The organism is Enterococcus sp. DIV0703, assembly GCF_051711065.1.
GTDB lineage: Bacteria > Bacillota > Bacilli > Lactobacillales > Enterococcaceae > Enterococcus_B > Enterococcus_B hirae.
The window spans coordinates 1814766-1836096 of sequence record NZ_JBIOLX010000001.1; the positions used below are offsets into that span (position 1 = coordinate 1814766).

Consider the following 21331-nt stretch of genomic DNA (forward strand, 5'->3'; position numbering starts at 1 on the left):
ACCTTAAAATTGGATATAATTTCTTGGATTCTCAAAATCAACAACTGGCTGTGGCCAATAATTTTTCATAATTTGAAAATGTAGATGTTCTCCTGTAGATGGACCAGTTGTTCCCATCAAGCCTATTTGAGCACCTTTCTGGACTTTTTGTCCAACAGAAACATCAATACGAGACAAATGAGCATAACCTGTCCACTTCCCATTATTATGTTTAATAACCACGTAATTACCATACCAGTCATAATAATTAGCACCAGCCTGAACAACTTCCCCATCTAATGCTGCAAAAACAGGTGTATTAGGATTTCCATTTACAAGATCAATTCCATTATGAAATTCTTGGCCGCCATTTATTGGACTAGTTCTCCATCCACATTCTGAAGTAACTGTCACTGGTTTTTGAATTGGACAAATGAAATTCCCTCCAGGTTCTGGACTAGTTAATCCATGTAATTTGTTAAACCAAGATTGGGCATAATTTTGGCGTTCTGGATGTGCAGAAGCTGGGCGTTCGAAGTTCATTTCAAAAGCATACGCTGCACTTTGGGCATCATTAATCGATTTAAATCCTGATACTGTGGTTGGATTTACTTTTCCGAGCCATTGACCGTTGAACATACACCAATCTAATAATTTTACTTGGGCTTCAATACTTCGATAATCTTCTTGAATCCCTGCGGTGTTCATCAAACGCTGAACATACTCTCGTCCGTTCCAAGTTGGTGATCCGACTAACGGATAAGCAGAACCATCCCATTGAACAATCCCATAAGCTGGACCACCAAGTTGTTCTGTATCAGGGTTCATACTTGCTCCAACTTCCCCTTGAATATTTCCTAGAATACCTGCAGCTGCATATTCAGAATAGCCACGAGCTTTCAGCATTGTCCAAATTTTCCATGCTCTTTTTTCAGCTTCCGTCGTCAATTGAGGAGGGATGGTTCCAGGATCACTTCCTCCACTGTTGTTCCCTGTGATTTCTTTTCCTTTAACTGTAAGTTTTCCTTGTACATCTAAGTCTCCAAAATAAATTGCTTTACCATTTCCTAATAAAACTAATCCTTTTCCTACTTTTGGAGAAATCAAAATATATTTGCCGTCTCCATTTGTACGAATAACTAAAGAATTATCTTCAATAGGGGTTGGAGTAGAAGCTCCAGGAAAAGGATTACCAGCAGAATCAGTTGTTCCAATCGTTCCAATTGAACCCTTAGAATTCCAAAATTCCATTCCTTTTTTAGTTAACTCCATTATTTTCTTTTTGTTGTTCCAAATTTGGAGTAGTCCATTAACTAATTTCAATACATCTCCAGTCTTGTTAAAAGAATTTTGAAAGATATCTGCTTTGATTAATCCAGTTTGTATAAAATTGGCATTAAATATACTATCTAATGTCCAAGCTGAATTAAAAGGCCCCCGCCATCCTTTCTTAGAAAAAGCAATCCCATTTTTATTCATTCTTAGTACTTCTCTTGCCTTTTCTAAATCTGGATTATCCATAATAAAGATGTTGGAAGGTTTTTCTTTTGGCCATAAAACTACATATCCTCCTGCACTGCCTTGACCTGTAATCATTGAAGAAACATAATCATTAAAATTACTCATATAATTATTCGTTGCATAATCTTTTAATTTATCCTGAATAGTTACAGCTTGTTGCTGATAAAAAGCAACTTGAATGTCTCCTGCTTCTAATTTCAAAGTTTTTTCAGATAAAGAATCGTATTGTAGTCCACTAACCTTTGATTCAAGATAAATATTATATTTTTTATGATATATTTTAAATGTATCAAACAGACCATAATTTCTAATCTTCGCAAATTCTTTCGCTTCTTCACTATCAGTCAACTTATCAAATTCAACCGTAATAGAAACTTTAGGCTTATCACAGCCAGGATTGATCGTTTTAAAGTAATTTTTAGCTATTTTATTTAAGCTCTTAATGTCTTTTACTCCTTGTTCTTCTGTAAACTGAACATGTTCTGTATAGACATCAGGATAGTTATTAATATAGGCACTATCTACTGGCGAACCATAAATTCGATTAGTCGTACCTACCTCACTTTGAGGATCAGCATATGGAATAATTCTTGTTTTTATACCTGTCCAATCTAATTTGACCTTCAAACCAGACATATCTTTTCCATACCGAATCGTTCCAACATTATTGCGACCTCTTCGCTTTAACAAAGAAAGCTTAAATGGTTCACGTTTAATTTCTCCGCCCCAATATTGAAGCAATGATCCTTGTTCACCAGCAATACAATTTAAAACATTTCTCGCTTCAAAGATTGTGCTAGAAACAGCCGTAATATCAGAATAAAGTCGTATGTCAGATTTTTTATCCATATTGTTTTCAATAATTGCCATTGCTTCTCGACCAGTTTTAGAGTCTACTTCAGCAAAAGTAACTGCTCGTCTTCCAAGCCGATTTGTACGACTCTGGGCATAAATAGTTACAGTATCTAAAAAAGTATCGATATCTTTATCATCAATAAAAAAGATATGATACTCTTCTTGGTCATTTGGTTTTGCTTTTATTTGATAGTCATTTTCAAAATATTCATCAAATCGAGTGCCTAATGGATACTCCAACTCTAATTCATATTTTCCATTTGCTACTTCATATATTTCACATTTTGTGGTGTCCTTCAAAATCCCTAAACCATTCGTAGAAAAATCTGTCTCGGTAGGACTATATATTCTTGGTATCATACTTTTCTCCACCACCTTGGTATTATCTCAAACGAATGTATGTTATTCGTCCATTTGATTTCATTTTTTCCAGGGTATAGAAATGGAAAATCTAAAAATAAAGTGACATGATCTTGATGTTCTAAATTGCCATCTAGCTTTCGATAAGACTCTTCTAGTTTAGAATCTATATATAATTCTTTATCTAATAGTTTCAAATCATATTTGTCATTATTAATATAAAAAGAAGCATCTCCAGAACCACTCAATTTAATAAGCGGTTTTGAAGCATACTTCTCTGGATTAAATAACTCGAAAGCTTTTATCTGTTCAATAGCAAAACGACCACTATAATTTTCTTTGAATGGTCGAAGACTAACTGTAAATTCAAATGGAACTATATTCCCTGTTTTTCTTGTTCCTTTAAATTCTGGTGCCTCGGTTACTATAGCTTGATAGATATATTGTTGATCGTAATAAAGAATAAAATCACTGTAAGAGTTCATATCTAACCATTCAGTAATTCGATCTTCCCATTCCTGCACTAAATCAATCGATGGTGCTTTGTAATAACATTCAATTTTTCTAGTAACGTTTTTGTAATAGGCTTTATCGATAATAATTGAGTCATTGCCTTCACGTTCTCTCAATTCAATTACACGACTAGCTGAAACAGAGGCAGGCCTATTTTGAATATATACGTTAAACTCAGAAGAATAATGTTGATTGATAAAAAATTGTCCTCTTTTAAGTTGCATATAATGTCCCTCCTACTGCATCAGCATCTCGTTTCATTTGTCTCGTCAATTCTGTTTTCATCTTCTTGGCGATTTGTTTAATCATCGAATCAGGTAGATCTCCATAAACATTTAAATGCAAGTGAATTTCATTCACTGCATTTGAAGATGTATTTTGTTTAGCTTGTACCACTGGTTGACTATTAGACCCTGTAATAACTGGTTGAACCGACGGAGTTTTCACTAAATCAGTCATTGTCTGATCCAATTTACTTTTTTCTTTATCAATACCAACGATAATACCTTGAACAATATTTTTACCTACCATATCCCTCATCCATCTAGATGGAGAATGAATACCTAATGCACCCTTAATAGAATCTTTGATACTTCCAGCTATTCCTTTAATAGTCTTTTTCAATGCATTCCATTTTTCTACTACACCATTGATAAGTCCATCAATGATATTCTTACCGATTTCGAATAAATTGATTTCCCTTAATGAATCAAAGATTTCTTTCACCCGATTAATTGCTTTTGAAACACCATTTTTTAGATTAGTCCATGCATTTTCAGCGGAGTTAACAATTCCAGTAACAATATTCCAGAAAGATTCCTTGATGTTATTCCAAGTATTGATCATGGAATTCTTTATAGAAATCCATGTATTGTATGCTATATCTTTAATGTTCTGCCAAGTATCTTTGAAGAACTGTTTAATATTGTTCCAAGTAGTAATAGCATTATATTTTAAATCAATCCAAGTTTGAATAATCCCGAATTTTAATTCAATCCATTTTTGAATAGCAAAATACTTAATGTCAATCCAAAGATTAATAAAAAAGTATTTTACATTAATCCAAATTGATTTAGCTTGACTTACTACTTCATTCCAAATGTTTATCAAAGTAAGTTTGAACCCTGTCCAAATATTAAGCGCAGCAAAATAAATATTTGTAACGTAACTAACAAAAATATTTTTTATAGACTCCCAAATATTTAGAGCACTTTCTTTAATATTATTCCATACACCAATCATGTTGTTTTTTGTTTCTTCCCATCCACCAGAAATCATGGAGGTAATAAACAAAACTGGCGCAAGTATAACATTTTTTAAAATCTCAAAAACATTTTTACCAATCTCAACTAAATTATTCCATAAGGTCTCTAAATAAAAAGTGACATGTAAGAATGCGTTCTTTAAACCTATAATCAATGGACCAGCAACTTCCATAATAGAACCTTTAATTTCATTCCATTTTTCAGTTGCCAATTCTTTTATACTCTGCCAAATATCAGAAAACCATTGCTTTGTATTTGACCATGCGTTTTTTACACTATCAACTGCATTCATAGATGTTTCTACTGTTTTATCAAATAAACCTGTTGCTCCATTTTTAATGTCTTGCCAAGTATTTGAAAACCATTCCTTTATTCCAGACCAAGTATTCTTGACACTCTCAACGGCATTTGATGCCAATTCTTTAGCAGAACTCCAAGTATCAATTCCCCAATCTTTTATATTCTTTAATACACCAAGTATGGAATCTTTTACATCATTCCAAACGGATATAACTTTGTTTCTAAACTCTTCGTTGGTTGCCATAAAATAGCCAAATACAGCAATCGCTCCAACAACGGCTCCAACAATCAAAACAAACGGATTTGCGGCGGCTATAGCCCCCATAATCTTTAGTGAATTTCCAACACCGATTATGGCATTCTTAAAATTATTGAAGCTTTTTATAATTGTTGGTATTCCTTTAAGTTGAAACATTAATGCGCCAAAAGCAGTAGTTGCAGGAACCAGAAATGGCATCATGAATTTCAATGCAGAGCCAAATTTTTGAACTGCATTAAATAAATCACCTAAAAATGATACTGCTGTAGGAATATTTGCAGCAATTACTTTCAAAAAAGATTCCATGGAACTTCCAACTTTATCAATAATCCCCTTAAATCCACCTAAATCAGCATCCACTAGGGCTTTATTTAATCCTTCTATTACTTCGCCAACGCCACGAGTAACAGCTGTTTTGGCATTCTGGATAGAGGTTTTAATCCCCTTGGTTGAATCTTTAGCAATTTGATTTAATGATTTAAGTCCTCCGCCACCTTTAGTATCCATTTCTATTAATTGATTTTGGAACTCTTCAACAGAAATCTTACCTTGAGACAACCCTTCTTTAAGCTCTCCCATTGTAATTCCCATCTTTTTAGCGATAGCAGATAGAGTAGGACCAAGTTGAGCATTAATCATTGAATTCCAAGTTTGTGCATCTACTTTTCCGTTTGAGAAACTTTGAGATAGCTGAATAACAGCTTCATTTACTTGATCAGTTGAACCACCAAACCCAAGAATCCCATCATTCAATGCTTTAAATATTTGAGTCGAACGAGTCAAATTCCCAGTAGAAGAAGCAAGAAGTTGTACATGACTTATCGCATCATTCAAAGCGGTAGGAAGTCCTTTAATACCTTGAGATAAAAGCCCATTCTTTCCGATATTCTTCATAATTTCTGAGTTGCTGAATCCCATATTTTGGAAATTTCGTAGAGCATTATTCATCGTATCTACTCGATCAATTGCTCCACTTACGGAACCTTTAATTAGATCAAAACCAGCTCCAACAATTCTAGTCACTCCACTGGCTAGAAAGCTACCAGCAAATATTTTCCAAATACTACCTAATGAACTGCCACTTTTTCTACTCGTTCTTTCGATAGTTCCATCAAAAGAACCTAGCTTTTTGATAGCATTATTCATACCAGCAGTAAAACCTGATTCATCTAATATCATCTTCAGAATTAGGTCATCGTTATTCAAAGTATCACCTCCTAAAATTGGGTGAAGTTATCGTAGTACTCAACATCTTCATGCTCTTTTACTGCATCTCGAAAAGCAAAAAGACGCATTAACTCATCAAAGTCAGTACGTTCAATTTCTGGTAACGTCCAACCTGCTTCGAGTAATTGCGTCTTTAAATCTAATTCTCGATAAGTAATCGAATGTTTAAAAGAAGGATATTTGAGAGCTTCGCTTACTTTTTTTTCGTCTCCGTATAAGTTTCATCAAATCCTGCGGTAACAGATTTTAATAACTTTCCTGTCAATGGAGCAATTTCTCGAGCATCAATCCCTTGACGATAATCTTCACCAGTAAATTGTCCTTCAAACAAAGTATCTGCAATAAATGAATACGCTCGACTTAAAGCTTCTGACACTGATTTTTTGTCTACAGCATTTTGCATTCCTTCCATCACTTCTGCCGCTTCTTCTACAACTGGACCTGGTAGGAACTCAGCAGATTTGAATTGCACTTGTTTATATTTTCCATCTTCATTTTTTTTCATTAATTTAATTATCGTTTGATATTTAGACATTATTTTTTACCTCCTGCAAGTTCTTCTTGTTCTGCTTCTTCAATTGGAATTGCTACTTTTGTAAACCAGTTTTCGATCATTGTTTGATCAACGCCTTCATCATCTTCATCAACTGAGTACATATATCCAAGTCCTGGTACATCTACAAATGAACCCTTCCAAGTTGGATGAGTAAAACTTACTTTACTTCCTTCAATAGTTGAAGTTTCATCTGAATCTAAAGCAAACTGCCCTTTATAAAAGACTGTATAACGATATTTTCCATTCGACTTTTTACGCCGATATGCAAAAGCTCCATCTTGGGCAATATCTTCTCCAGAGCGCAACGCACCACCTTTGACAAGTTTTCCTCCAGTGATTGCTGTTAAAACTTTATGACTATACCCATTTGCTTCTAATTCAACTTCTGCACCACCAAACGCAGTGAATTGATCTTGAACAACTGAATCACCATAGTCTTGTGTTGTTTCGTAATTAGCTGTAGGTTTGATACTAACTGCTGTTCCCATCGTCATTGCAGTATCATATACTGGAAGTTCTCCTGTCTCATCTTTCAAAGGAAACCAAGTAGGTTTTTCAACAGAAATAATTCCAGTTTTACTTCTTTTTTCTCCCATTTATTTTTCACTCCATTCAATATATTGTGGAAATCCTAATGTAAAGCGAATGTGTTGAACACCATCTGTTTCATCAGGTAAATAGTTTTCTGGAAATAGTGTTTGACTATCAATTGTAATCGTATTAAAAAAAGCCCCACAGCATGAGACTAATTCATTCACTAATTTTTTATCAGATTTATTATCAATCAATGCAATATCAATTAAGAAAGAAACATTTTGAACATCAATCCCTACATTTTCAGTCCCAGATTCCATTACGGATAATACAAAGTAAAAATCTTTAGTTGACTGCATAACTGAATCAAGATATATTGTCCCATCTGGATATATTTCTTTTAATTTACTACTGATTTCAGCAATGATTTTATCTTTCATGTTACTTTCCTTTCTTAACGATTTTTATTGCCATTTGTTTAAATCTTCGAGGAATATAAGACATATTTGCAAGATTCGTTGCACGGGTCAACATAAACCGTCCTTTTACAAATCCACCATTTTTAGTCCTGTGTCCTTCTTCCACATACTTAAAGTAATGTTCATTATTTATAGCTGCTCCAACAATACGACCAGTTGAAAGCTTCCTAGCTTTTACTACTCGATAACCACGTCTTAAATCACCTGATTTTACAGGAGTTAAAGGTTTAGCTAGGCTAACAACTTTATTCATCGAATCATTTACAAAAGATATTCCTTCTTTTTGAGCAATTACAGTCATATTTTTAAAATTTTCAATGATCTTTTCTGCATTAGATTCATATTTGAGATCACCCATTTTTTTCACTTCCTATCAAATTTACTTCACAATGACTAGGATAGTAAAAAGGCTTAGTAGCAAATAGAGAAAAAATTAAGCCACTGGCCTTTTGAGTTATTGTTATTCGATCTCCTTTTTTGAGTTTAATCTTAGGATGAATAAATAATTTATATGTGTCAGTCGAAACATTTACCATTTCTCCATCTTCTATGACTGCTAGTCCATCGATTTGACCTTGTGAAAGAGCGCAAGGGATAGGATTATCATATACTTTTTTATAATCTTGAATAGTAATATTTGTATTAGAATCTTCAATGTCCATTAGTCTTTCGATAATACAACTATCTTCGTAAGTAGTTTCTAAAATATCTGCTTCATTCATTAAAAAAACTCCAATCCTCCACAACCAATAACCCTTCGTATCAAATCGCCATATCCTAGAAGTAACTCACTAACAGCATTCGCTGTTGACGCATAACTAATCGTCGTATCGCCACGTCTAACTGAAGATACTTTTTTTTCTGATTCATTTTTTATTATTTGATACAACACTTCACTAATCACGCTTTTTAACTTTTCCCATGAAACATCATTTTTACAACTATTGTATGATTCAATTTCTAGCAAAATTATTTCTAATAAATTAGTTATGCGTTCTTCACTCAAATCTGGAAAATCTTCTTTTATAGACTCAATGATTTCCGTTTTTAGCGATTCATCCATCAGATCACTTCCTAAATTTCATTAACATCAATTGCATCTTCCAAAATTGCAATTGCTTCTTTATCATCTATAGAAATGATAAATTCGTTATTTGAATCTGCTGTGATAAATCTACGAGTTTTAGGATGAACAAATCCAACAAAATTTTTAGTTTTACCTACTCTATATTTCACGACTTCATCTTTTTTAGTTTCATCTTTTTTTACCACTGTAATTCCTCCTATCAAAAAAGGGAGTACTAACTCCCATTTATTCAGACTTTAAATTTAAAATTGCCCCAGAGTTTGAAGCGTTGTATTCAAGAGAATATTCACCTACAAGACCGATACGTCTTGAATCAGTTGTTTTTGCAAGTTCTTCTGCTCTCCATTCACGTAATGGACGTAGTTTCACATAATTAGTATCGATTGCGGCAATTGTTCCTTTTGGCAATGATGGTTCTAGTAAAGCAATACCTGTACCGTAATTAGACACGATATTTCCAATTTGCAATCCAAAAGTTACTCTTTCCCCGAACTGAACAATTTTTGTTGATTTTCCATCTAACTCATCAGTCATTAACTCCTGCATATCTGGAGAAATCAAGCATAGTTTTTCTCCCATATAACCTTTTTCATACATTAATTTAAATAAACTATCGATATCTTTTCTTGTTACCGCACCCGCAGTAGCTGTTTCTGCTTTATTTGCTGAGTTGATCAAGTTCAAGATTCCATTCATTCGACGACCTTTAGAACTATTTTCATCAGCTTTTACACCAGTAATTAATTTTCTGTTCAAATCAATTTTCATTTCCATACCACGTAGTGCTACTTGATTAGTCAATTCGTTTCCGACACCATTCACATTAATAGCATCTAACGTACCAGATACAGAGGTTGATTTTCTAAAAATTTCTGTATAGTTGTTAAACCAAGTTCGACCAGATTCAGCATCTGGATAATCTCCGCCCTCAAGCTTTTCAGAAGAATCATCATTATTAATATCATATTCACGCCATTTAATTTCCGATGATTCAGCTCGTTCGGTCTTTCCGGCGCCAAGTAAATAGCTTAAAAAAGGTGTATTTGGTATTTGCATAGCATTAATCGCTGGTGAAATATCCAAATACTCTAAATTATTTAAAGATGTTTTTTTCATAATTTGTCACTCTCCTAATTAAATTGTTGTAGCATTTCGCCTAACTTACCCATTGGATCATCAATATTTTCTTGTTTATTATTAGTTGTTTGTTGCTGTTTTTTCGTACCAAACGCTGTCTGCATTTCAAGACTTTTAATTTCTTCGGAGTGTTTTTCTTTAATAGATTCCAAAACGTTAGTAAAACCTTCAACAGCTTTTTTAGTGAATTCTGTATCAGAACTAACAAGATTATTTAACATAAATTGAGAAATAGAATCTTTTAACTCTCCATCTAGTTCTAGCCCAGCAATTTGTTCAGCAACAAATGCTTTGTTGTCACTTGTCACACGTAAAGCCTTCTCAGCTTCGAATTCAGCTTGTAATTTCTCTAGTTGTATTTGTTCAGGTGACTTGTTTTTCTTGGATTCCTCATATTCCTTGATAGTATCCTGTTTAATTTTATCTAGGTTATTTTGTTTCCAAGCTTCCAATTGCTTGTCAGCAACACTTTGAGATTGTGACTGAAGAAATTTTTGAGCTTCTTCATTAGATTCCGCAAAAGTTTTGAAATCCTCAAAAGAAAACTGTGGATCGTCACCTTCGGCAAAGTATTGCAAATTCATTGGTATTAATGATTTGTTTTTCACGCTTATTCTCCTTTCGCCCCACGATTCGTTTTCACGCCCCGCATTGCTTTGAGTTTTAATAGTTGCGCCCCACCATTCAATCAAGCCCAGTATTGCGCTAGTTTAAGGTGATTTCGCACCAAGAAAAAGATAACTTATTAATTAAGTTATCTCAGACTGTAGACAAAAAGGAGTGGCTTAATTGCCAACTCCTTTTTGTTAGTATTTGTAGAAATTTGAAATAAAAAGCCTATTTACTAGACTTTCCTTCTTTGTAGTCAGTTCTAACAACAATACATCCCGTCTTTTCATACCAATTAACTGTTTCTTTTAAATTTGGTAATGTATGAGATAATAATTGAATCGTTAAATTAACGGTATTCTTATTAACTGGAGTATTCTCTTGATAATTAACAGTTTGATCGCCAATAACCACGTAGGCATAATTACCATTCCATTGATCTCTCAAGCCATTAGGATGGTTCTCAGACTCAATAGCTGTTTTGTAGGCTTCTGCAATATCAGCTTTTACATTAATTGTTAGTACTGCTTCATGAAAATCTTTCATTCTACTTCCTCCGTTTCAAATTAATTCCAAAAGAATCATGTGCAAACTCATCTAATAAATCGCCAAATAATCGGTCATATTCTTCATCAATATCCTTTCCTAATTTTGGTAAATTAGGAACATCCGTACATCTGCAACGACTGTGAAAAGGTGCTCGATTCTCACCTATGACAGCATCTTTCAGTTTATAGGGATTCTTACTTGCCTTTCCTCCACAAATTCGGCAAACTCTCTCATCCTTTGCAGTTAAAACGTTGTATTCCTCAATACCTGTTTCTAAATATGATTTTTCAATACCATCTTGAGCAAATTTTGCATACTCCGTTCGAACGAGATTTTCTATCGCTTTGTTATACTTTGATTCTTCTAACTTAAACATGTCACAAATTTCTGAGTCTGTTCGCATGGTATTTAGTGCGTGTATAACGCCTTCTCCACTAGCAACACTTTTTACAATAGCATTGGAGAGTTTCTGTTCGAGTGATGAAATATTTCCCCAAAGCCTCCTAGAAAATGTTTTACCCGACCAAGGATAGTTTAGATAACTCTCTAATTCCACTTGGGATAAATAATTCGGCAAATCAACATTCAGCAATTGCGATAACACATTTGCATTTGAAGCATATGAACGTTGCAATATCTCTTCCAATCGATCTGAAAAATACTTGTTCACGTCTACATCTATTGCATGGTATGCAAGGATTTTAAAGATATCAGAACGTATCTGTAGCAAACGATTAATCTTTGCATAATCAAAAGATGGAAAAAATTCATCGATAAACTCTTTGTATTTTGAATCGTACATTTTGAGAGATTTGTAATTTTTTTCCACATATTCACGATATTTTTTTTGATCACTTTTGCTGTAAAACTCCATCATTTCAGCATAAGTAATATCATGTAAGTCTGCTTGAGATAATAGTTTTTCTTGTATCTCTTTCAGCGCTTCAGGAAATACACTAGTTAATTTTTTAAGTGTCTGATTTTCTTGTTTGAGCCTTGCTTGATCCTCCAGTTCTCGACGTTTGGTCCAATACTTCGTTTCTATCGTCATTATTGCCACCTCCGCCAAAATTGTATTCACTATCTGGATAAGCATTTCCACTTTCCAACTCCATTATTTCATTTTCATAATCAACGTCTGTCACAAATGGAATTTGTCTTTGAATGGTTCGTTTGGATACATAAGGTGCAAGCTTAGGTAAAGCTTCAGCTAAATAACTTAGATCAGTTGGCAAAGATCTAGAGAAAGTAAAAATAATTTTTTCTGGCTCAATTTCTACTTTGTCATGAAACTTAAGAAAAGCAGCAATTGTTTCTGCGCATTCTTTCAGTCCTTCTCTAAAATATTGCTCTTTAGTATTTGTTTTTGCTTCTAGGCTAATGATTTGCCACTTACGAGCTTCTCCAGAACTGTTTGATTTAAACACCTCATCGTTAAAATCGATTGCTTTACAAATGGTGTAAAATTGTTTTTTCAATAGATCTATATGATATTCATTGAAATCTTTCGCTAAATCTTTGGTGACATATTCTGCTTTTGCTGTAGGGTCTTTTAAGTTAATAATCCCTAGCTGATTCATCATTTCTTTAGCAGTGTCTTTGCTCATTGTCGTACCAGTAACAAGCATGTACGCAAGCTTAAATTGTTCGATTTCGTTTTGTTGATCAGACAAAGCACGATCAATCGCATCTCCAATTTCCTCAGCTACTTCAAAATCACAATAACGATTTGTATTGTTTTTAAATTCGGACAAATTAATCACTTCTAAAGGATTTTTTGTTTCATCGATTTTTTTGAATGTTCCGTTAGTAATAAAATCTAAATCACCATAACAAGCATATGTCGTAATTTCATTTCTAGTTATAACTTTCATTTCTTGGAAAAACTTTTTCTGATAAGAGTCATACTTTTCTTTAATATAGATTCCAGCATTTCCATATCTTTCAGCTCTCCAAGGCTCAATATTGCTTGCTCTTAACTCCCAACCATCATCTCCTTCCACAGGCTCTAACAATCGGAAAGCTACTCCACATGCACCTTGAAAAGTGGCTGTCTCAGGATCAAGCATTGCAAATCTCATGGAATCAAGATTGCTTGTTAATTTGTTAAAAGCTTCTGGAACTGTTGGAAGCTCTGTATCATTTTTTAAGAATTTATCTTTTAATCTTTGAATGAGTGTTCTTTTTTGTTCTGATACATCGTAATCCCATTTAATAGGTACACCAGTAAAATGATTGACTGCTTGATCTACGACAATCGAATACATACCAGCATGAAGTTTATTATTAACCTTTACAATATCAGTGTTAGGCTTTGGTCTTTTGTCTATTTCATTCTTTTCGCTAGTATACGCTAGATATTTTCTTTCGCGATCATCAAAAAATGGTTTCATGTCTTCTATAAAACCATTCGGATCAAACATTCCATCTTCAATTTGTGTTGCATATTTAACACGTAGCTTCTTATATCTCTCTAAAGACAATACTGTACTAATCAAAAGCTCACCTCCTAAAATTGAATAAATTGATAATGACTTGGTGGCTCATAAAACGCTAAAGCCAGTGCGTCAGCGATATCGGGACTACCAATATTTCGCTTTTTCATATCATCTTTACTTTCTAAACGAATACGACTTCTACTCGTCATTTTGAATTTACGAGTACTTAATTCTTTGATTAAAGATCCATCATCAGGCAATTCAATAATCGGTTGTTCACCGTTAAGATTTGCTGTCATATTTTCTTCTAACATTTCCTTGATGTTTCCCCATAGTTGAGTACCTAAATTATCGTAAAAATCGTCTTCTGATGTTGCACCATTATTCACTCCAAACACCTCAAAAGGATAATGATTATCTTCTATCAGTTCTTCGAGGCGATCGGTTACACCGCCTCCGACACCAGTGTCATCGACTTTAATCATCACTTTATCAATACTCGGATATTGACTCATTAGATTCTTGGCCATATTGATGACATATCCTGTTGTTTCCATGGTGCTACGTTTTGAATATTTCTCATACTCTAATGCCCTAGTAGCAATTCTAGGGAAAAGAATCGTAGAATCATCACCATACCGAGCTACGTCGACACCTATATGAGCAACCGTTGTTTTATTGACTAAAGAATCACTAATTAGTTTTTCTGTAGCCAATTCTACCGTTTCAAGACTGATAAATGAATCCAACGCTCCTTTGGGAAATTCTCCAAAAATACGGACACGAGCAACGTCGCTTTCTTTTCCATACTTTTTAAGGATCATCTCTATGTTATCTTTGTTTGTACGTTTACTATCGTAACTAGATACTTTATGGACTCTGTATTTATCACGGTCTGAATTGTGGGAATCATAAAAGACACCTTCAATATTATTGGGGTTTCCACACATCAATAGCTTATTATCAAAACCCGATAGCGTACCAAGAATAGCTTCCATAATTGGATCAGATACACCAGAAGCTTCATCTACCACAATCAGCATATGGTCCTCATGAAAACCTTGCATATTTTCTGGTTTCGTTGCTGTTCTAGCGGTAGCAAACCAACGCTCTGAATCACCAACCATATAAATTTTGGTCTTTGTCCACTTCAGTAAGTTTTTGATCAAGCTATCATTTAGCCATTTAGCTACTTCCGCCCAAAGCACATCGTAAAGTTGTTTCATGGTTGGAGCTGTAGCAATCACTTTTGCGTATGGTCGACAAGTTAAAAACCAAAGTATTGCTCCTGCTTCTAATGCTGTTTTTCCAACACCTTGTCCAGAACGAACTGAAACCTTTGGAAATTCAGCCAAATCATTCAAAACACTTTCCTGCCATTCATCAGGATCCAAGCCCAATATATCTTGGCAAAAAGCTACTGGCTTATCATAGTAATAATCAATCGCAGCACCTATATCAGCAAAAGGAATAAAATCATTACTCATTCTCTCTCACCGCCCGTTTATTTGCTGCATTCAAAACTGCTTGCTTCCATTCTTCCACTTCTTCGCCAGAATTATTACCGCCAATATCAGCTGTTTCAGCTTGAATTTTCTCGGTTTGTGCTTTCATTAAATCAGTTTTGTAATCTGTTATATATAGTTCATTCATTTGCTTAATGGCTTTAGCTAACTGATTGCTAATCCGAGTTAATGAATCTTCAATTGAAAGAATGTCATCAATTTTGCGATGTGTTTTTCTGATAACTTGAACATCTTGCATAACCTCTCGTTTAATTTCTAACTTTCTACCGTCTTTTTCAATCGGCGTTTTGATTTTTCTTAACTGTTGCAGGCGTTCGATTTCTTCCTCGTTTAAACCTGATTCAGCTTGTTTGATTCTTTTCATCATTCGCAACTGTCTTATCTTTAACAACCGAATTTCCTCAGACAAAACAAAAGAAGGATCATCATCCAAACTTGAATAGATATCCTTCTCTTCATCGCTTAATGTTTCGTAAAATATAGTTTCATACTCGCCAGTTTTCAAAGCGTTCTTGTTCCCTACTGGCGGTGATGCTCGGCTATTGCCTTTATTTCCCTTTGCATTCTGATTACCAAAAGGAGCGCCTCCTTGATTAGTAACGTTACCTTTCACATTGGTAACATTACCTTTCAATTCAGCGCTCCATTTATCTAGTGATTTCCATTTTCTAACTTGTGAATCTGAAACATTTAATTCTGATGCAATATCCTTTAATTGCTTTTCTCCGTTGGATTCCAACCAAATCCTTTTGGCTTCATCACGTCTTGGATCACGCTTTCTTGCCATTCAATATACACCACCTCACAATCTAGTTTGGTTGAGTTTTGTTTTTCTATTTTTGCGACTTCTCTACTTTTCGAAATGAATCTGACGTAAAGTCGCATCTAGTACATTTTTTAAATTCAAAACCATATTCATCAATCGATATTGCTCGAATTAATTTATTTTCTGAATCCCAACATTTTAGACAAAAAGCTTGATCCGTTCTATCGTTTATTTTATAAAGAAAATGTCCATCTACTACAAGTTCCGAATCTAAAATTTTTTGATTTTCTAAATCATTAATTCTGTCCTTTAAATCCCTATTTTCTTCTTGCAAATCATAAACCGCACCTTGAATATCCAGTAGCACTGATTTCAATTGTAAATCGTTCGCTCCAGTTGCAAGATTCTTTGCATCAGTAAATAACTCTTTAAGATCAGAATATCCCATTAATAACCACTCCTAAAAATTTATTGTTAAATTTAGGATACTTTAATATCAATTAGTTCTCAATATTTTTCAGCATCAAATCAGCTTCAATCAATATCTTTAAATCGGAAACTTTGTCTAACTTAATTTGTTCTGATTGGAGATTTTTAAGCCATTTCTTGCATTCTAATCCTTCAAATTCTTGTTAATATTATTTTGAACGTTTGATTCATCAAAGAAACCATGGCCACAATAAACAAGTTTGTATTTATCAATTTCTTTTGGAGTCGCTTCTCGTGCCATTTCAATGATTGAATACTTCTTTTTGATTTGTACTGATCGAACTACTCTAATTGGATCATTATCATTTGGTTGTGGACACCTATTATATAGTGATACGTACCAGTAGTTTCTCATTATGTAGTCTCCTTTCTTTCTGAAATCAAATCATTTTAAAAATCCCTTCTTTTTCAAAATAAAAAAGACCACTTGATAAGTGATCTTGATAAATCAATTAGGTACGCCGCATTGCGTTCGTCTTGATCTTTTTTCATTGATTAAAATTCTTTGTACACAGTATATATAGTATAATAGAATTTATAAAAATATTAGGAGTGTGTTGTTGTATGGATTTTTCATCAATATCTTTGTCGGATTGGATCTCAATAGCATCAATTATTGTAAGTTTCATCGCTTCAATGATTGCTATTGTCATTTCCACGGCTTCTCTTGTTCAGAATAGAAATATTTTGAAAGAGACAAATGCACCAAAATTAGTTATGTATGCTAATCATATAACCACGGGCTTTCACGGAAAATATATAGTAGTGAAAAACTATGGGAATACAGAAACAAAAATCTTAGATATTAAATTCGAAGGTAATCTCCATGAATTAGATCAAAAATTTTTAAATAGTTTAAAAGGCACCACTATCTATCCTGGTCAAATAATATCAAATAGATTAATCGAAGAAAAAAATTTTGGAAATGAAAACGTCCAAATTGCTTTATCATATACAATTTATGGGAAAAGTGTAAATGAATCGTTTTTACTAGATTTCAATCGATTGGATAATACCTTCTATTTAAAAAGCGGTAATAAATCCCACAATGAAGATTTAACTGTCAGAGCTATAGAAAATTTAAATTTAGATTTAAATAATATTGCACATACTTTTGATAAAAAAAATCTATAATTTTCATACTACACGATACTATAAATTAATCAATAGACAGCAACATATGAACTATTGTTTGTAGGAGCTGAACCCCACATCCTTTAGTTTATTTGTTGCTGTCTATCAAAGCATAATTACAACGATGAGGGAGACTACCTCCCTTCGTTTATTTTGTCGATCCTGTTTCCTAATCTTTCGACACTACCATAATATCATGTTAAAACGCTCAAAAACCCTACACTATCCCTACAAAAACCCTACGTTTTTACAGGTACGCAATCAGCGCCCCTCTTTTATACGCTTCTGCAAATTCAATCAATGCGTTGGATTTCAGCTTCTCGACATTTTTCTCACCATATCCGCAGATCAATTGCCCTATCTCATAATTAGAGTGCTTATTTACATCACAGAAGCTGTAGTAGAGTATCTGACGACTAATCAGACTAAGAGCCATTAAAGCCGCTAAAATCGCGTCTCTCTCTGCTTCTATATCCATCATCTGGATAATCGCGTCTTCTGCCTTATTCCCGTGTTTTGGTGCCTTCGGCATATCGGTTATGATAGGCGACTTAATATCTATCAAAGAGCGACCTGCCATCCGCTCCAAACGCCGAAAGTTCTTCAGCACATCTCTCGCATTACATCTTGTCTGTTTGAAATCTACCTCTCGTAACAATTGCATCAAGTCAAACCGCTCCTTTTTGTGATATAATAAACGTGTCATGTTTATTTATTTTGAGTCGGAGCGATCCGGCTTTTTTTATTTGCCTCCAATGAGTTCGATATCCATCAAACGAGCTACAGCTAAATTATCTTTACTCTTTGCTAACCACTTGTCGCATTCCATCGTATTTCCGATACGAATGATTGCAGAATGATTATAAACGTGTTCTACATATCCTCTGAACGGATAAACGAACTCTTCTGCTTCGCAACGAACCATGTCACCTACTTCGACTTTTGCTTTCTTTTTCTTCTTAGGATTCTTAGTCGGCATATCTAGCATTAAACCGCCGATTCCATGACTGCTAGCGTAAAAGCCGTCTTTTAATTTCATCCTTCCGCCACCTCCTCATATAATTCGAATTTACTAAATGGCCAACTCAAACGCTGTTTATCGTCGTCAATCAAAACGATTCTGCCAGGCATCGAAGCATCTTGAACTATATAATATTCGTTGTCCAAGAAGTATAATGACACGCCTGATCCTATTTTAGTCACTACTTTGTCACTCTTTTTGAAACCCATCATTCTACCTCCTCCTTTTCATTTATTGACGATAATAACAAAATAGATAACATGAAAATATTTGACCACAACACAAGATTGTGATATTTTTTACATAGTTTTATTTATATGGGGGTGACGAAATGCCATTTATAGTCTTTTTCTTTATATCATTATTAACAATATATATTCCTTTACCAACATTATTAATGTATTTCCATAGACTCTCAGAAAAACATGACACTATAGTCACTATAGATAAACATATATTGGTTATACTTGTCTTATTAGATTATTATATTAGCTACTATTTTCTTAAAAACTGTAAGATTAAAAAGAGATACTACTTTTATTTAATTGGATTAAATTTGATTGAATGGGGAATACATTTAAGCTTGTACTTAAAATTCAACGCTACAGCATTAACTATAGTTTTAATTTTCCAAACGATCCTTTTAATTTGCATGTTTACCTTCCCATTATCTGGTAAATTCAGAAATTACATATTTAATCAAAATTGATCCTACAATTTCACGAGGTAGCTAGATACTCTTCATAAATACTAACCAGTGTGTTTTAGCTCTCTTATTTCCATATAATGGCACATAATCAATTGCATTCAATATTTCTGATAGCTTGATTTGATCCTCGTTCCATTTAAATACAAGAGTTCCATTTGGCTTTAATACTCTGAAACATTCTTTGAATCCTAATGCTAAATCTTCTTTCCAAGTTTCGGGATTTAATTTTCCATACTTTTTGACCAACCAGCTATTCTCGCCTGCTTTAAGCAAGTGTGGCGGATCAAATACTACATGATAAAATGATTCATCTTCAAATGGCATATCTCTGAAATCTCCAATGACATTAGGATTGATATCAACGACATGTCCGCTATTTAGTTCTTCGTATTGTTTCCGAATGTCCATAAAAATTACGTTTGGATTCTGTTTATCAAACCAAAACATTCGACTACCACAACATGCATCTAATATTTTAGTCAATTACTCTACCTCTAATAACTCTTTATTCTCGTATATATTCCCGATAACTTCATAGTCAGTGTGAAATACTGGATCATAATAAATTCGATATTCTAAGTCCAAGTCTACTAGCTTACAAATTAAGCCAGAATGACACCCAGAGGCTTGAACAACAGCTTTTTCATGATCTAAGTGATTAAAACCATCACTTACACTGAAAAGTACTATATCCCCCTCAAAAATCTCTACACCGTTCTTATCTTTCAGTCCTGTGGATTGCATGAGGATATATTTATCTGGAGACATTTCAGCATGAGTGATCAACCTTCCTACTTGTCCATATTTCATTTCTTGCCCAAATTTTTTACCTTTAAACGGTGTGTGCCACGCTCGAAACTTCGGTATCATTCGCTGTCCTCCTACTTCTTCTCAGTCACCGTAAACGGCACAATACTTTCTGGCATGTAATTTACTTCGTATTTGTATTCATTGACCTTCGCGCCTTCTAAATCCTCAACCACATACATGTTCCAACTAGTGATGTTCACAAGATGTCTTTTGTACTGTTTCTTTCCTGTTTCAACTAGAATAACGAGTTTATTTTTATCTTCCGTATCAACATCTGTCGTAGACTGTCTTTACATATCATACAAATAGATAAATCCATGGTGTCTCATGTTCTGAGTCACACCAAAAGCATTCAACCTCTTAATTAACTTCTGGAATGAATTTCTTTTTTCTGCTCATGCTTACTCATTTCTTGTTTCAACCAAGCCTGATTTAATTTTGACTGTTTTTCTTTTCTCAAATTTTTCCTTTTAAGTGGATTGATTTTATTAGTTTTTTGAGAATAATCTTTTACCTCCACTACTTCGCCATTACTCACATAGGCAGCTAATTCTGCCATTTCCTTTGATTCATAACGTTTAGCTCCTTTTAAGTTAGGAACTCCATATCCTTCTGAATCGACATAACACATTGCTTTTACAACGTATGCCACGCTTAAACCTCCAATAGCTAATTTCTAAATGCTCTGCGTACTGTATACGCTTCGTTAATGATTTTCTTCAACGTATCCGATGGATAGATTCGATGACTTGTATTCTTGGTATCTTGTTCATATAACCAAGCAAGCTGTGCTAGAGTATCATCATCAAGAGAAAATCTCGGTCTTTTCTTAGGTGTCCCACCTGTTTGCTTTGGCTGTCCCACCTACACGACTACTCCTTTTGGTTGATTTTCTAAATATTTCTGTAACCCTTGATAACACTCTTCGAATGACAAAAGAGAACATTTCATCTTTCGTACATGAAGCTCTTCCTTTTTCTTTTTTTTCTTTACCAAAATATGTTCCAGCTTTGTTCGGTCTACGTATAGCGCATAATAAACACGCAACTTACTCCAGCTTGAACGATCTTTTTTTATTTGGTCTTCGGTCAAATCTTTTAGCTGGCTATAAACTGCTTGCAAACATTGACGTTCATCACCTTGTTTGTATTCCCCCAGTTTTTTTACCAGTTTGAGATAGTTATATTCTTTCAAAATATCACCTCACG

General features: G+C 34.0%; 29 protein-coding genes and 1 pseudogene. 2 read left to right on the forward strand and 28 right to left on the reverse strand.

What is annotated here, in order from left to right; genetic code table 11:
- Positions 1 to 3: 3 nt before the first annotated feature.
- The 19 genes from IGK81_RS08195 to IGK81_RS08285 form a co-directional block, all read right to left on the reverse strand.
- Positions 4 to 2715: a phage tail spike protein gene (locus IGK81_RS08195; protein WP_412003868.1), complete on the reverse strand. Its 2712-nt coding sequence runs from the start codon at positions 2713 to 2715 to the stop codon at positions 4 to 6.
- Positions 2712 to 3452 carry a phage tail protein gene (locus IGK81_RS08200; RefSeq protein WP_197725865.1) on the reverse strand — a complete coding sequence of 247 codons (741 nt, stop codon included), beginning with the start codon at positions 3450 to 3452 and terminating at the stop codon, positions 2712 to 2714. The genes IGK81_RS08195 and IGK81_RS08200 overlap by 4 nt, the downstream gene beginning before the upstream one ends.
- Complete coding sequence (locus IGK81_RS08205; protein ID WP_197725924.1) at positions 3442 to 6231, reverse strand: tape measure protein; 2790 nt, start codon at positions 6229 to 6231, stop codon at positions 3442 to 3444. Before IGK81_RS08205 ends, IGK81_RS08200 begins: the two co-directional genes overlap by 11 nt.
- A 241-nt stretch (positions 6232 to 6472) precedes the next feature.
- A complete protein-coding gene (gpG, locus tag IGK81_RS08210) occupies positions 6473 to 6814 on the reverse strand; it encodes a phage tail assembly chaperone G (protein WP_412003869.1) in 342 nt (113 codons plus the stop codon).
- Positions 6814 to 7431, reverse strand: a complete 618-nt coding sequence (locus tag IGK81_RS08215) for a major tail protein (RefSeq protein ID WP_063627281.1) — start codon at positions 7429 to 7431, stop codon at positions 6814 to 6816. Before IGK81_RS08215 ends, gpG begins: the two co-directional genes overlap by 1 nt.
- Positions 7432 to 7809 carry a phage tail terminator family protein gene (locus tag IGK81_RS08220; protein ID WP_034698430.1) on the reverse strand — a complete coding sequence of 126 codons (378 nt, stop codon included), beginning with the start codon at positions 7807 to 7809 and terminating at the stop codon, positions 7432 to 7434.
- 1 nt (position 7810) lies between these two features.
- Positions 7811 to 8206, reverse strand: coding sequence for an HK97 gp10 family phage protein (locus tag IGK81_RS08225; RefSeq protein WP_053766659.1), 396 nt, complete (start codon positions 8204 to 8206; stop codon positions 7811 to 7813).
- A complete protein-coding gene (locus tag IGK81_RS08230; RefSeq protein ID WP_034867685.1) occupies positions 8199 to 8570 on the reverse strand; it encodes a hypothetical protein in 372 nt (123 codons plus the stop codon). Before IGK81_RS08230 ends, IGK81_RS08225 begins: the two co-directional genes overlap by 8 nt.
- On the reverse strand, positions 8570 to 8911 hold the full coding sequence (locus tag IGK81_RS08235; protein ID WP_002304501.1) for a hypothetical protein: 342 nt from the start codon (positions 8909 to 8911) through the stop codon (positions 8570 to 8572). The genes IGK81_RS08230 and IGK81_RS08235 overlap by 1 nt, the downstream gene beginning before the upstream one ends.
- Before the next feature lie 11 nt (positions 8912 to 8922).
- Positions 8923 to 9138, reverse strand: a complete 216-nt coding sequence (locus IGK81_RS08240; protein ID WP_002311614.1) for a hypothetical protein — start codon at positions 9136 to 9138, stop codon at positions 8923 to 8925.
- Between the two features lie 22 nt (positions 9139 to 9160).
- The gene (locus IGK81_RS08245) at positions 9161 to 10051 is read right to left on the reverse strand and encodes an SU10 major capsid protein (RefSeq protein WP_081140282.1); all 891 of its coding nucleotides are present in this window, start codon (positions 10049 to 10051) and stop codon (positions 9161 to 9163) included.
- Between the two features lie 14 nt (positions 10052 to 10065).
- Positions 10066 to 10680 carry a capsid assembly scaffolding protein Gp46 family protein gene (locus tag IGK81_RS08250; RefSeq protein WP_232622376.1) on the reverse strand — a complete coding sequence of 205 codons (615 nt, stop codon included), beginning with the start codon at positions 10678 to 10680 and terminating at the stop codon, positions 10066 to 10068.
- A gap of 229 nt (positions 10681 to 10909) precedes the next feature.
- Entirely contained in the window at positions 10910 to 11227 is a 318-nt protein-coding gene (locus tag IGK81_RS08255; protein ID WP_034698454.1) for a hypothetical protein, read from the reverse strand.
- 1 nt (position 11228) lies between these two features.
- Complete coding sequence (locus IGK81_RS08260) at positions 11229 to 12281, reverse strand: minor capsid protein (protein ID WP_412003870.1); 1053 nt, start codon at positions 12279 to 12281, stop codon at positions 11229 to 11231.
- On the reverse strand, positions 12199 to 13728 hold the full coding sequence (locus IGK81_RS08265) for a phage portal protein (protein ID WP_438757863.1): 1530 nt from the start codon (positions 13726 to 13728) through the stop codon (positions 12199 to 12201). The genes IGK81_RS08260 and IGK81_RS08265 overlap by 83 nt, the downstream gene beginning before the upstream one ends.
- A gap of 11 nt (positions 13729 to 13739) precedes the next feature.
- The gene (locus tag IGK81_RS08270; protein ID WP_081129472.1) at positions 13740 to 15155 is read right to left on the reverse strand and encodes a DEAD/DEAH box helicase family protein; all 1416 of its coding nucleotides are present in this window, start codon (positions 15153 to 15155) and stop codon (positions 13740 to 13742) included.
- Positions 15148 to 15981, reverse strand: a complete 834-nt coding sequence (terS, locus tag IGK81_RS08275) for a phage terminase small subunit (RefSeq protein ID WP_412003872.1) — start codon at positions 15979 to 15981, stop codon at positions 15148 to 15150. Before terS ends, IGK81_RS08270 begins: the two co-directional genes overlap by 8 nt.
- Before the next feature lie 46 nt (positions 15982 to 16027).
- The gene (locus tag IGK81_RS08280) at positions 16028 to 16408 is read right to left on the reverse strand and encodes a hypothetical protein (protein ID WP_197725870.1); all 381 of its coding nucleotides are present in this window, start codon (positions 16406 to 16408) and stop codon (positions 16028 to 16030) included.
- 165 nt (positions 16409 to 16573) lie between these two features.
- Positions 16574 to 16804: a hypothetical protein gene (locus tag IGK81_RS08285; protein ID WP_197725871.1), complete on the reverse strand. Its 231-nt coding sequence runs from the start codon at positions 16802 to 16804 to the stop codon at positions 16574 to 16576.
- Between the two features lie 209 nt (positions 16805 to 17013).
- On the opposite strand from IGK81_RS08285, the gene IGK81_RS08290 reads away from it, so the two are divergent.
- A complete protein-coding gene (locus IGK81_RS08290; protein WP_197725872.1) occupies positions 17014 to 17583 on the forward strand; it encodes a hypothetical protein in 570 nt (189 codons plus the stop codon).
- A 247-nt stretch (positions 17584 to 17830) separates the two neighbouring features.
- Here IGK81_RS08290 and IGK81_RS08295 read toward each other — a convergent pair whose 3' ends face one another.
- The 3 genes from IGK81_RS08295 to IGK81_RS08305 all read right to left on the reverse strand — a co-directional run bounded on the left by IGK81_RS08295 (position 17831) and on the right by IGK81_RS08305 (position 18816).
- Positions 17831 to 18247 carry an ArpU family phage packaging/lysis transcriptional regulator gene (locus tag IGK81_RS08295; RefSeq protein WP_034698468.1) on the reverse strand — a complete coding sequence of 139 codons (417 nt, stop codon included), beginning with the start codon at positions 18245 to 18247 and terminating at the stop codon, positions 17831 to 17833.
- A gap of 78 nt (positions 18248 to 18325) precedes the next feature.
- Complete coding sequence (locus IGK81_RS08300; RefSeq protein WP_034698471.1) at positions 18326 to 18622, reverse strand: hypothetical protein; 297 nt, start codon at positions 18620 to 18622, stop codon at positions 18326 to 18328.
- Positions 18619 to 18816 (reverse strand): hypothetical protein, encoded by a 198-nt coding sequence (locus IGK81_RS08305; protein WP_034698474.1) that lies wholly within the window; start codon positions 18814 to 18816, stop codon positions 18619 to 18621. The genes IGK81_RS08300 and IGK81_RS08305 overlap by 4 nt, the downstream gene beginning before the upstream one ends.
- A 119-nt stretch (positions 18817 to 18935) precedes the next feature.
- Between IGK81_RS08305 and IGK81_RS08310 the strand changes: the two genes are divergently transcribed.
- Positions 18936 to 19313 carry a hypothetical protein gene (locus IGK81_RS08310; protein WP_010718394.1) on the forward strand — a complete coding sequence of 126 codons (378 nt, stop codon included), beginning with the start codon at positions 18936 to 18938 and terminating at the stop codon, positions 19311 to 19313.
- A 21-nt stretch (positions 19314 to 19334) separates the two neighbouring features.
- On the opposite strand, the gene IGK81_RS08315 is transcribed toward IGK81_RS08310, so the two are convergent.
- The 6 genes and pseudogenes from IGK81_RS08315 to IGK81_RS08340 form a co-directional block, all read right to left on the reverse strand.
- Entirely contained in the window at positions 19335 to 19796 is a 462-nt protein-coding gene (locus tag IGK81_RS08315) for a class I SAM-dependent methyltransferase (RefSeq protein WP_002325355.1), read from the reverse strand.
- Positions 19797 to 20183, reverse strand: coding sequence for a YopX family protein (locus tag IGK81_RS08320; protein ID WP_128435912.1), 387 nt, complete (start codon positions 20181 to 20183; stop codon positions 19797 to 19799).
- Between the two features lie 11 nt (positions 20184 to 20194).
- Positions 20195 to 20395: pseudogene (locus IGK81_RS08325) on the reverse strand (hypothetical protein); the annotation flags it as partial.
- 92 nt (positions 20396 to 20487) lie between these two features.
- Positions 20488 to 20775, reverse strand: coding sequence for a hypothetical protein (locus IGK81_RS08330; protein ID WP_052096345.1), 288 nt, complete (start codon positions 20773 to 20775; stop codon positions 20488 to 20490).
- A 17-nt stretch (positions 20776 to 20792) separates the two neighbouring features.
- A complete protein-coding gene (locus IGK81_RS08335; RefSeq protein ID WP_053766647.1) occupies positions 20793 to 20987 on the reverse strand; it encodes a hypothetical protein in 195 nt (64 codons plus the stop codon).
- Positions 20988 to 21317 carry a hypothetical protein gene (locus IGK81_RS08340; protein ID WP_252702769.1) on the reverse strand — a complete coding sequence of 110 codons (330 nt, stop codon included), beginning with the start codon at positions 21315 to 21317 and terminating at the stop codon, positions 20988 to 20990.
- Between the last annotated feature and the right edge of the window lie 14 nt (positions 21318 to 21331).

Excerpts from the sequence above, each read along its gene's own strand:
- IGK81_RS08195 (WP_412003868.1), bottom strand. The coding sequence starts at position 2,715 with ATGATACCAAGAATATATAGTCCTACCGAGACAGATTTTTCTACGAAT.
- IGK81_RS08200 (WP_197725865.1), bottom strand. The coding sequence starts at position 3,452 with ATGCAACTTAAAAGAGGACAATTTTTTATCAATCAACATTATTCTTCT.
- IGK81_RS08205 (WP_197725924.1), bottom strand. The coding sequence starts at position 6,231 with ATGATATTAGATGAATCAGGTTTTACTGCTGGTATGAATAATGCTATC.
- gpG (WP_412003869.1), bottom strand. The coding sequence starts at position 6,814 with ATGTCTAAATATCAAACGATAATTAAATTAATGAAAAAAAATGAAGAT.
- IGK81_RS08215 (WP_063627281.1), bottom strand. The coding sequence starts at position 7,431 with ATGGGAGAAAAAAGAAGTAAAACTGGAATTATTTCTGTTGAAAAACCT.
- IGK81_RS08220 (WP_034698430.1), bottom strand. The coding sequence starts at position 7,809 with ATGAAAGATAAAATCATTGCTGAAATCAGTAGTAAATTAAAAGAAATA.
- IGK81_RS08225 (WP_053766659.1), bottom strand. The coding sequence starts at position 8,206 with ATGGGTGATCTCAAATATGAATCTAATGCAGAAAAGATCATTGAAAAT.
- IGK81_RS08230 (WP_034867685.1), bottom strand. The coding sequence starts at position 8,570 with ATGAATGAAGCAGATATTTTAGAAACTACTTACGAAGATAGTTGTATT.
- IGK81_RS08235 (WP_002304501.1), bottom strand. The coding sequence starts at position 8,911 with ATGGATGAATCGCTAAAAACGGAAATCATTGAGTCTATAAAAGAAGAT.
- IGK81_RS08245 (WP_081140282.1), bottom strand. The coding sequence starts at position 10,051 with ATGAAAAAAACATCTTTAAATAATTTAGAGTATTTGGATATTTCACCA.
- IGK81_RS08255 (WP_034698454.1), bottom strand. The coding sequence starts at position 11,227 with ATGAAAGATTTTCATGAAGCAGTACTAACAATTAATGTAAAAGCTGAT.
- IGK81_RS08260 (WP_412003870.1), bottom strand. The coding sequence starts at position 12,281 with ATGACGATAGAAACGAAGTATTGGACCAAACGTCGAGAACTGGAGGAT.
- IGK81_RS08270 (WP_081129472.1), bottom strand. The coding sequence starts at position 15,155 with ATGAGTAATGATTTTATTCCTTTTGCTGATATAGGTGCTGCGATTGAT.
- terS (WP_412003872.1), bottom strand. The coding sequence starts at position 15,981 with ATGGCAAGAAAGCGTGATCCAAGACGTGATGAAGCCAAAAGGATTTGG.
- IGK81_RS08280 (WP_197725870.1), bottom strand. The coding sequence starts at position 16,408 with ATGGGATATTCTGATCTTAAAGAGTTATTTACTGATGCAAAGAATCTT.
- IGK81_RS08285 (WP_197725871.1), bottom strand. The coding sequence starts at position 16,804 with ATGAGAAACTACTGGTACGTATCACTATATAATAGGTGTCCACAACCA.
- IGK81_RS08290 (WP_197725872.1), top strand. The coding sequence starts at position 17,014 with ATGGATTTTTCATCAATATCTTTGTCGGATTGGATCTCAATAGCATCA.
- IGK81_RS08295 (WP_034698468.1), bottom strand. The coding sequence starts at position 18,247 with ATGCAATTGTTACGAGAGGTAGATTTCAAACAGACAAGATGTAATGCG.
- IGK81_RS08300 (WP_034698471.1), bottom strand. The coding sequence starts at position 18,622 with ATGAAATTAAAAGACGGCTTTTACGCTAGCAGTCATGGAATCGGCGGT.
- IGK81_RS08305 (WP_034698474.1), bottom strand. The coding sequence starts at position 18,816 with ATGATGGGTTTCAAAAAGAGTGACAAAGTAGTGACTAAAATAGGATCA.
- IGK81_RS08310 (WP_010718394.1), top strand. The coding sequence starts at position 18,936 with ATGCCATTTATAGTCTTTTTCTTTATATCATTATTAACAATATATATT.
- IGK81_RS08320 (WP_128435912.1), bottom strand. The coding sequence starts at position 20,183 with ATGATACCGAAGTTTCGAGCGTGGCACACACCGTTTAAAGGTAAAAAA.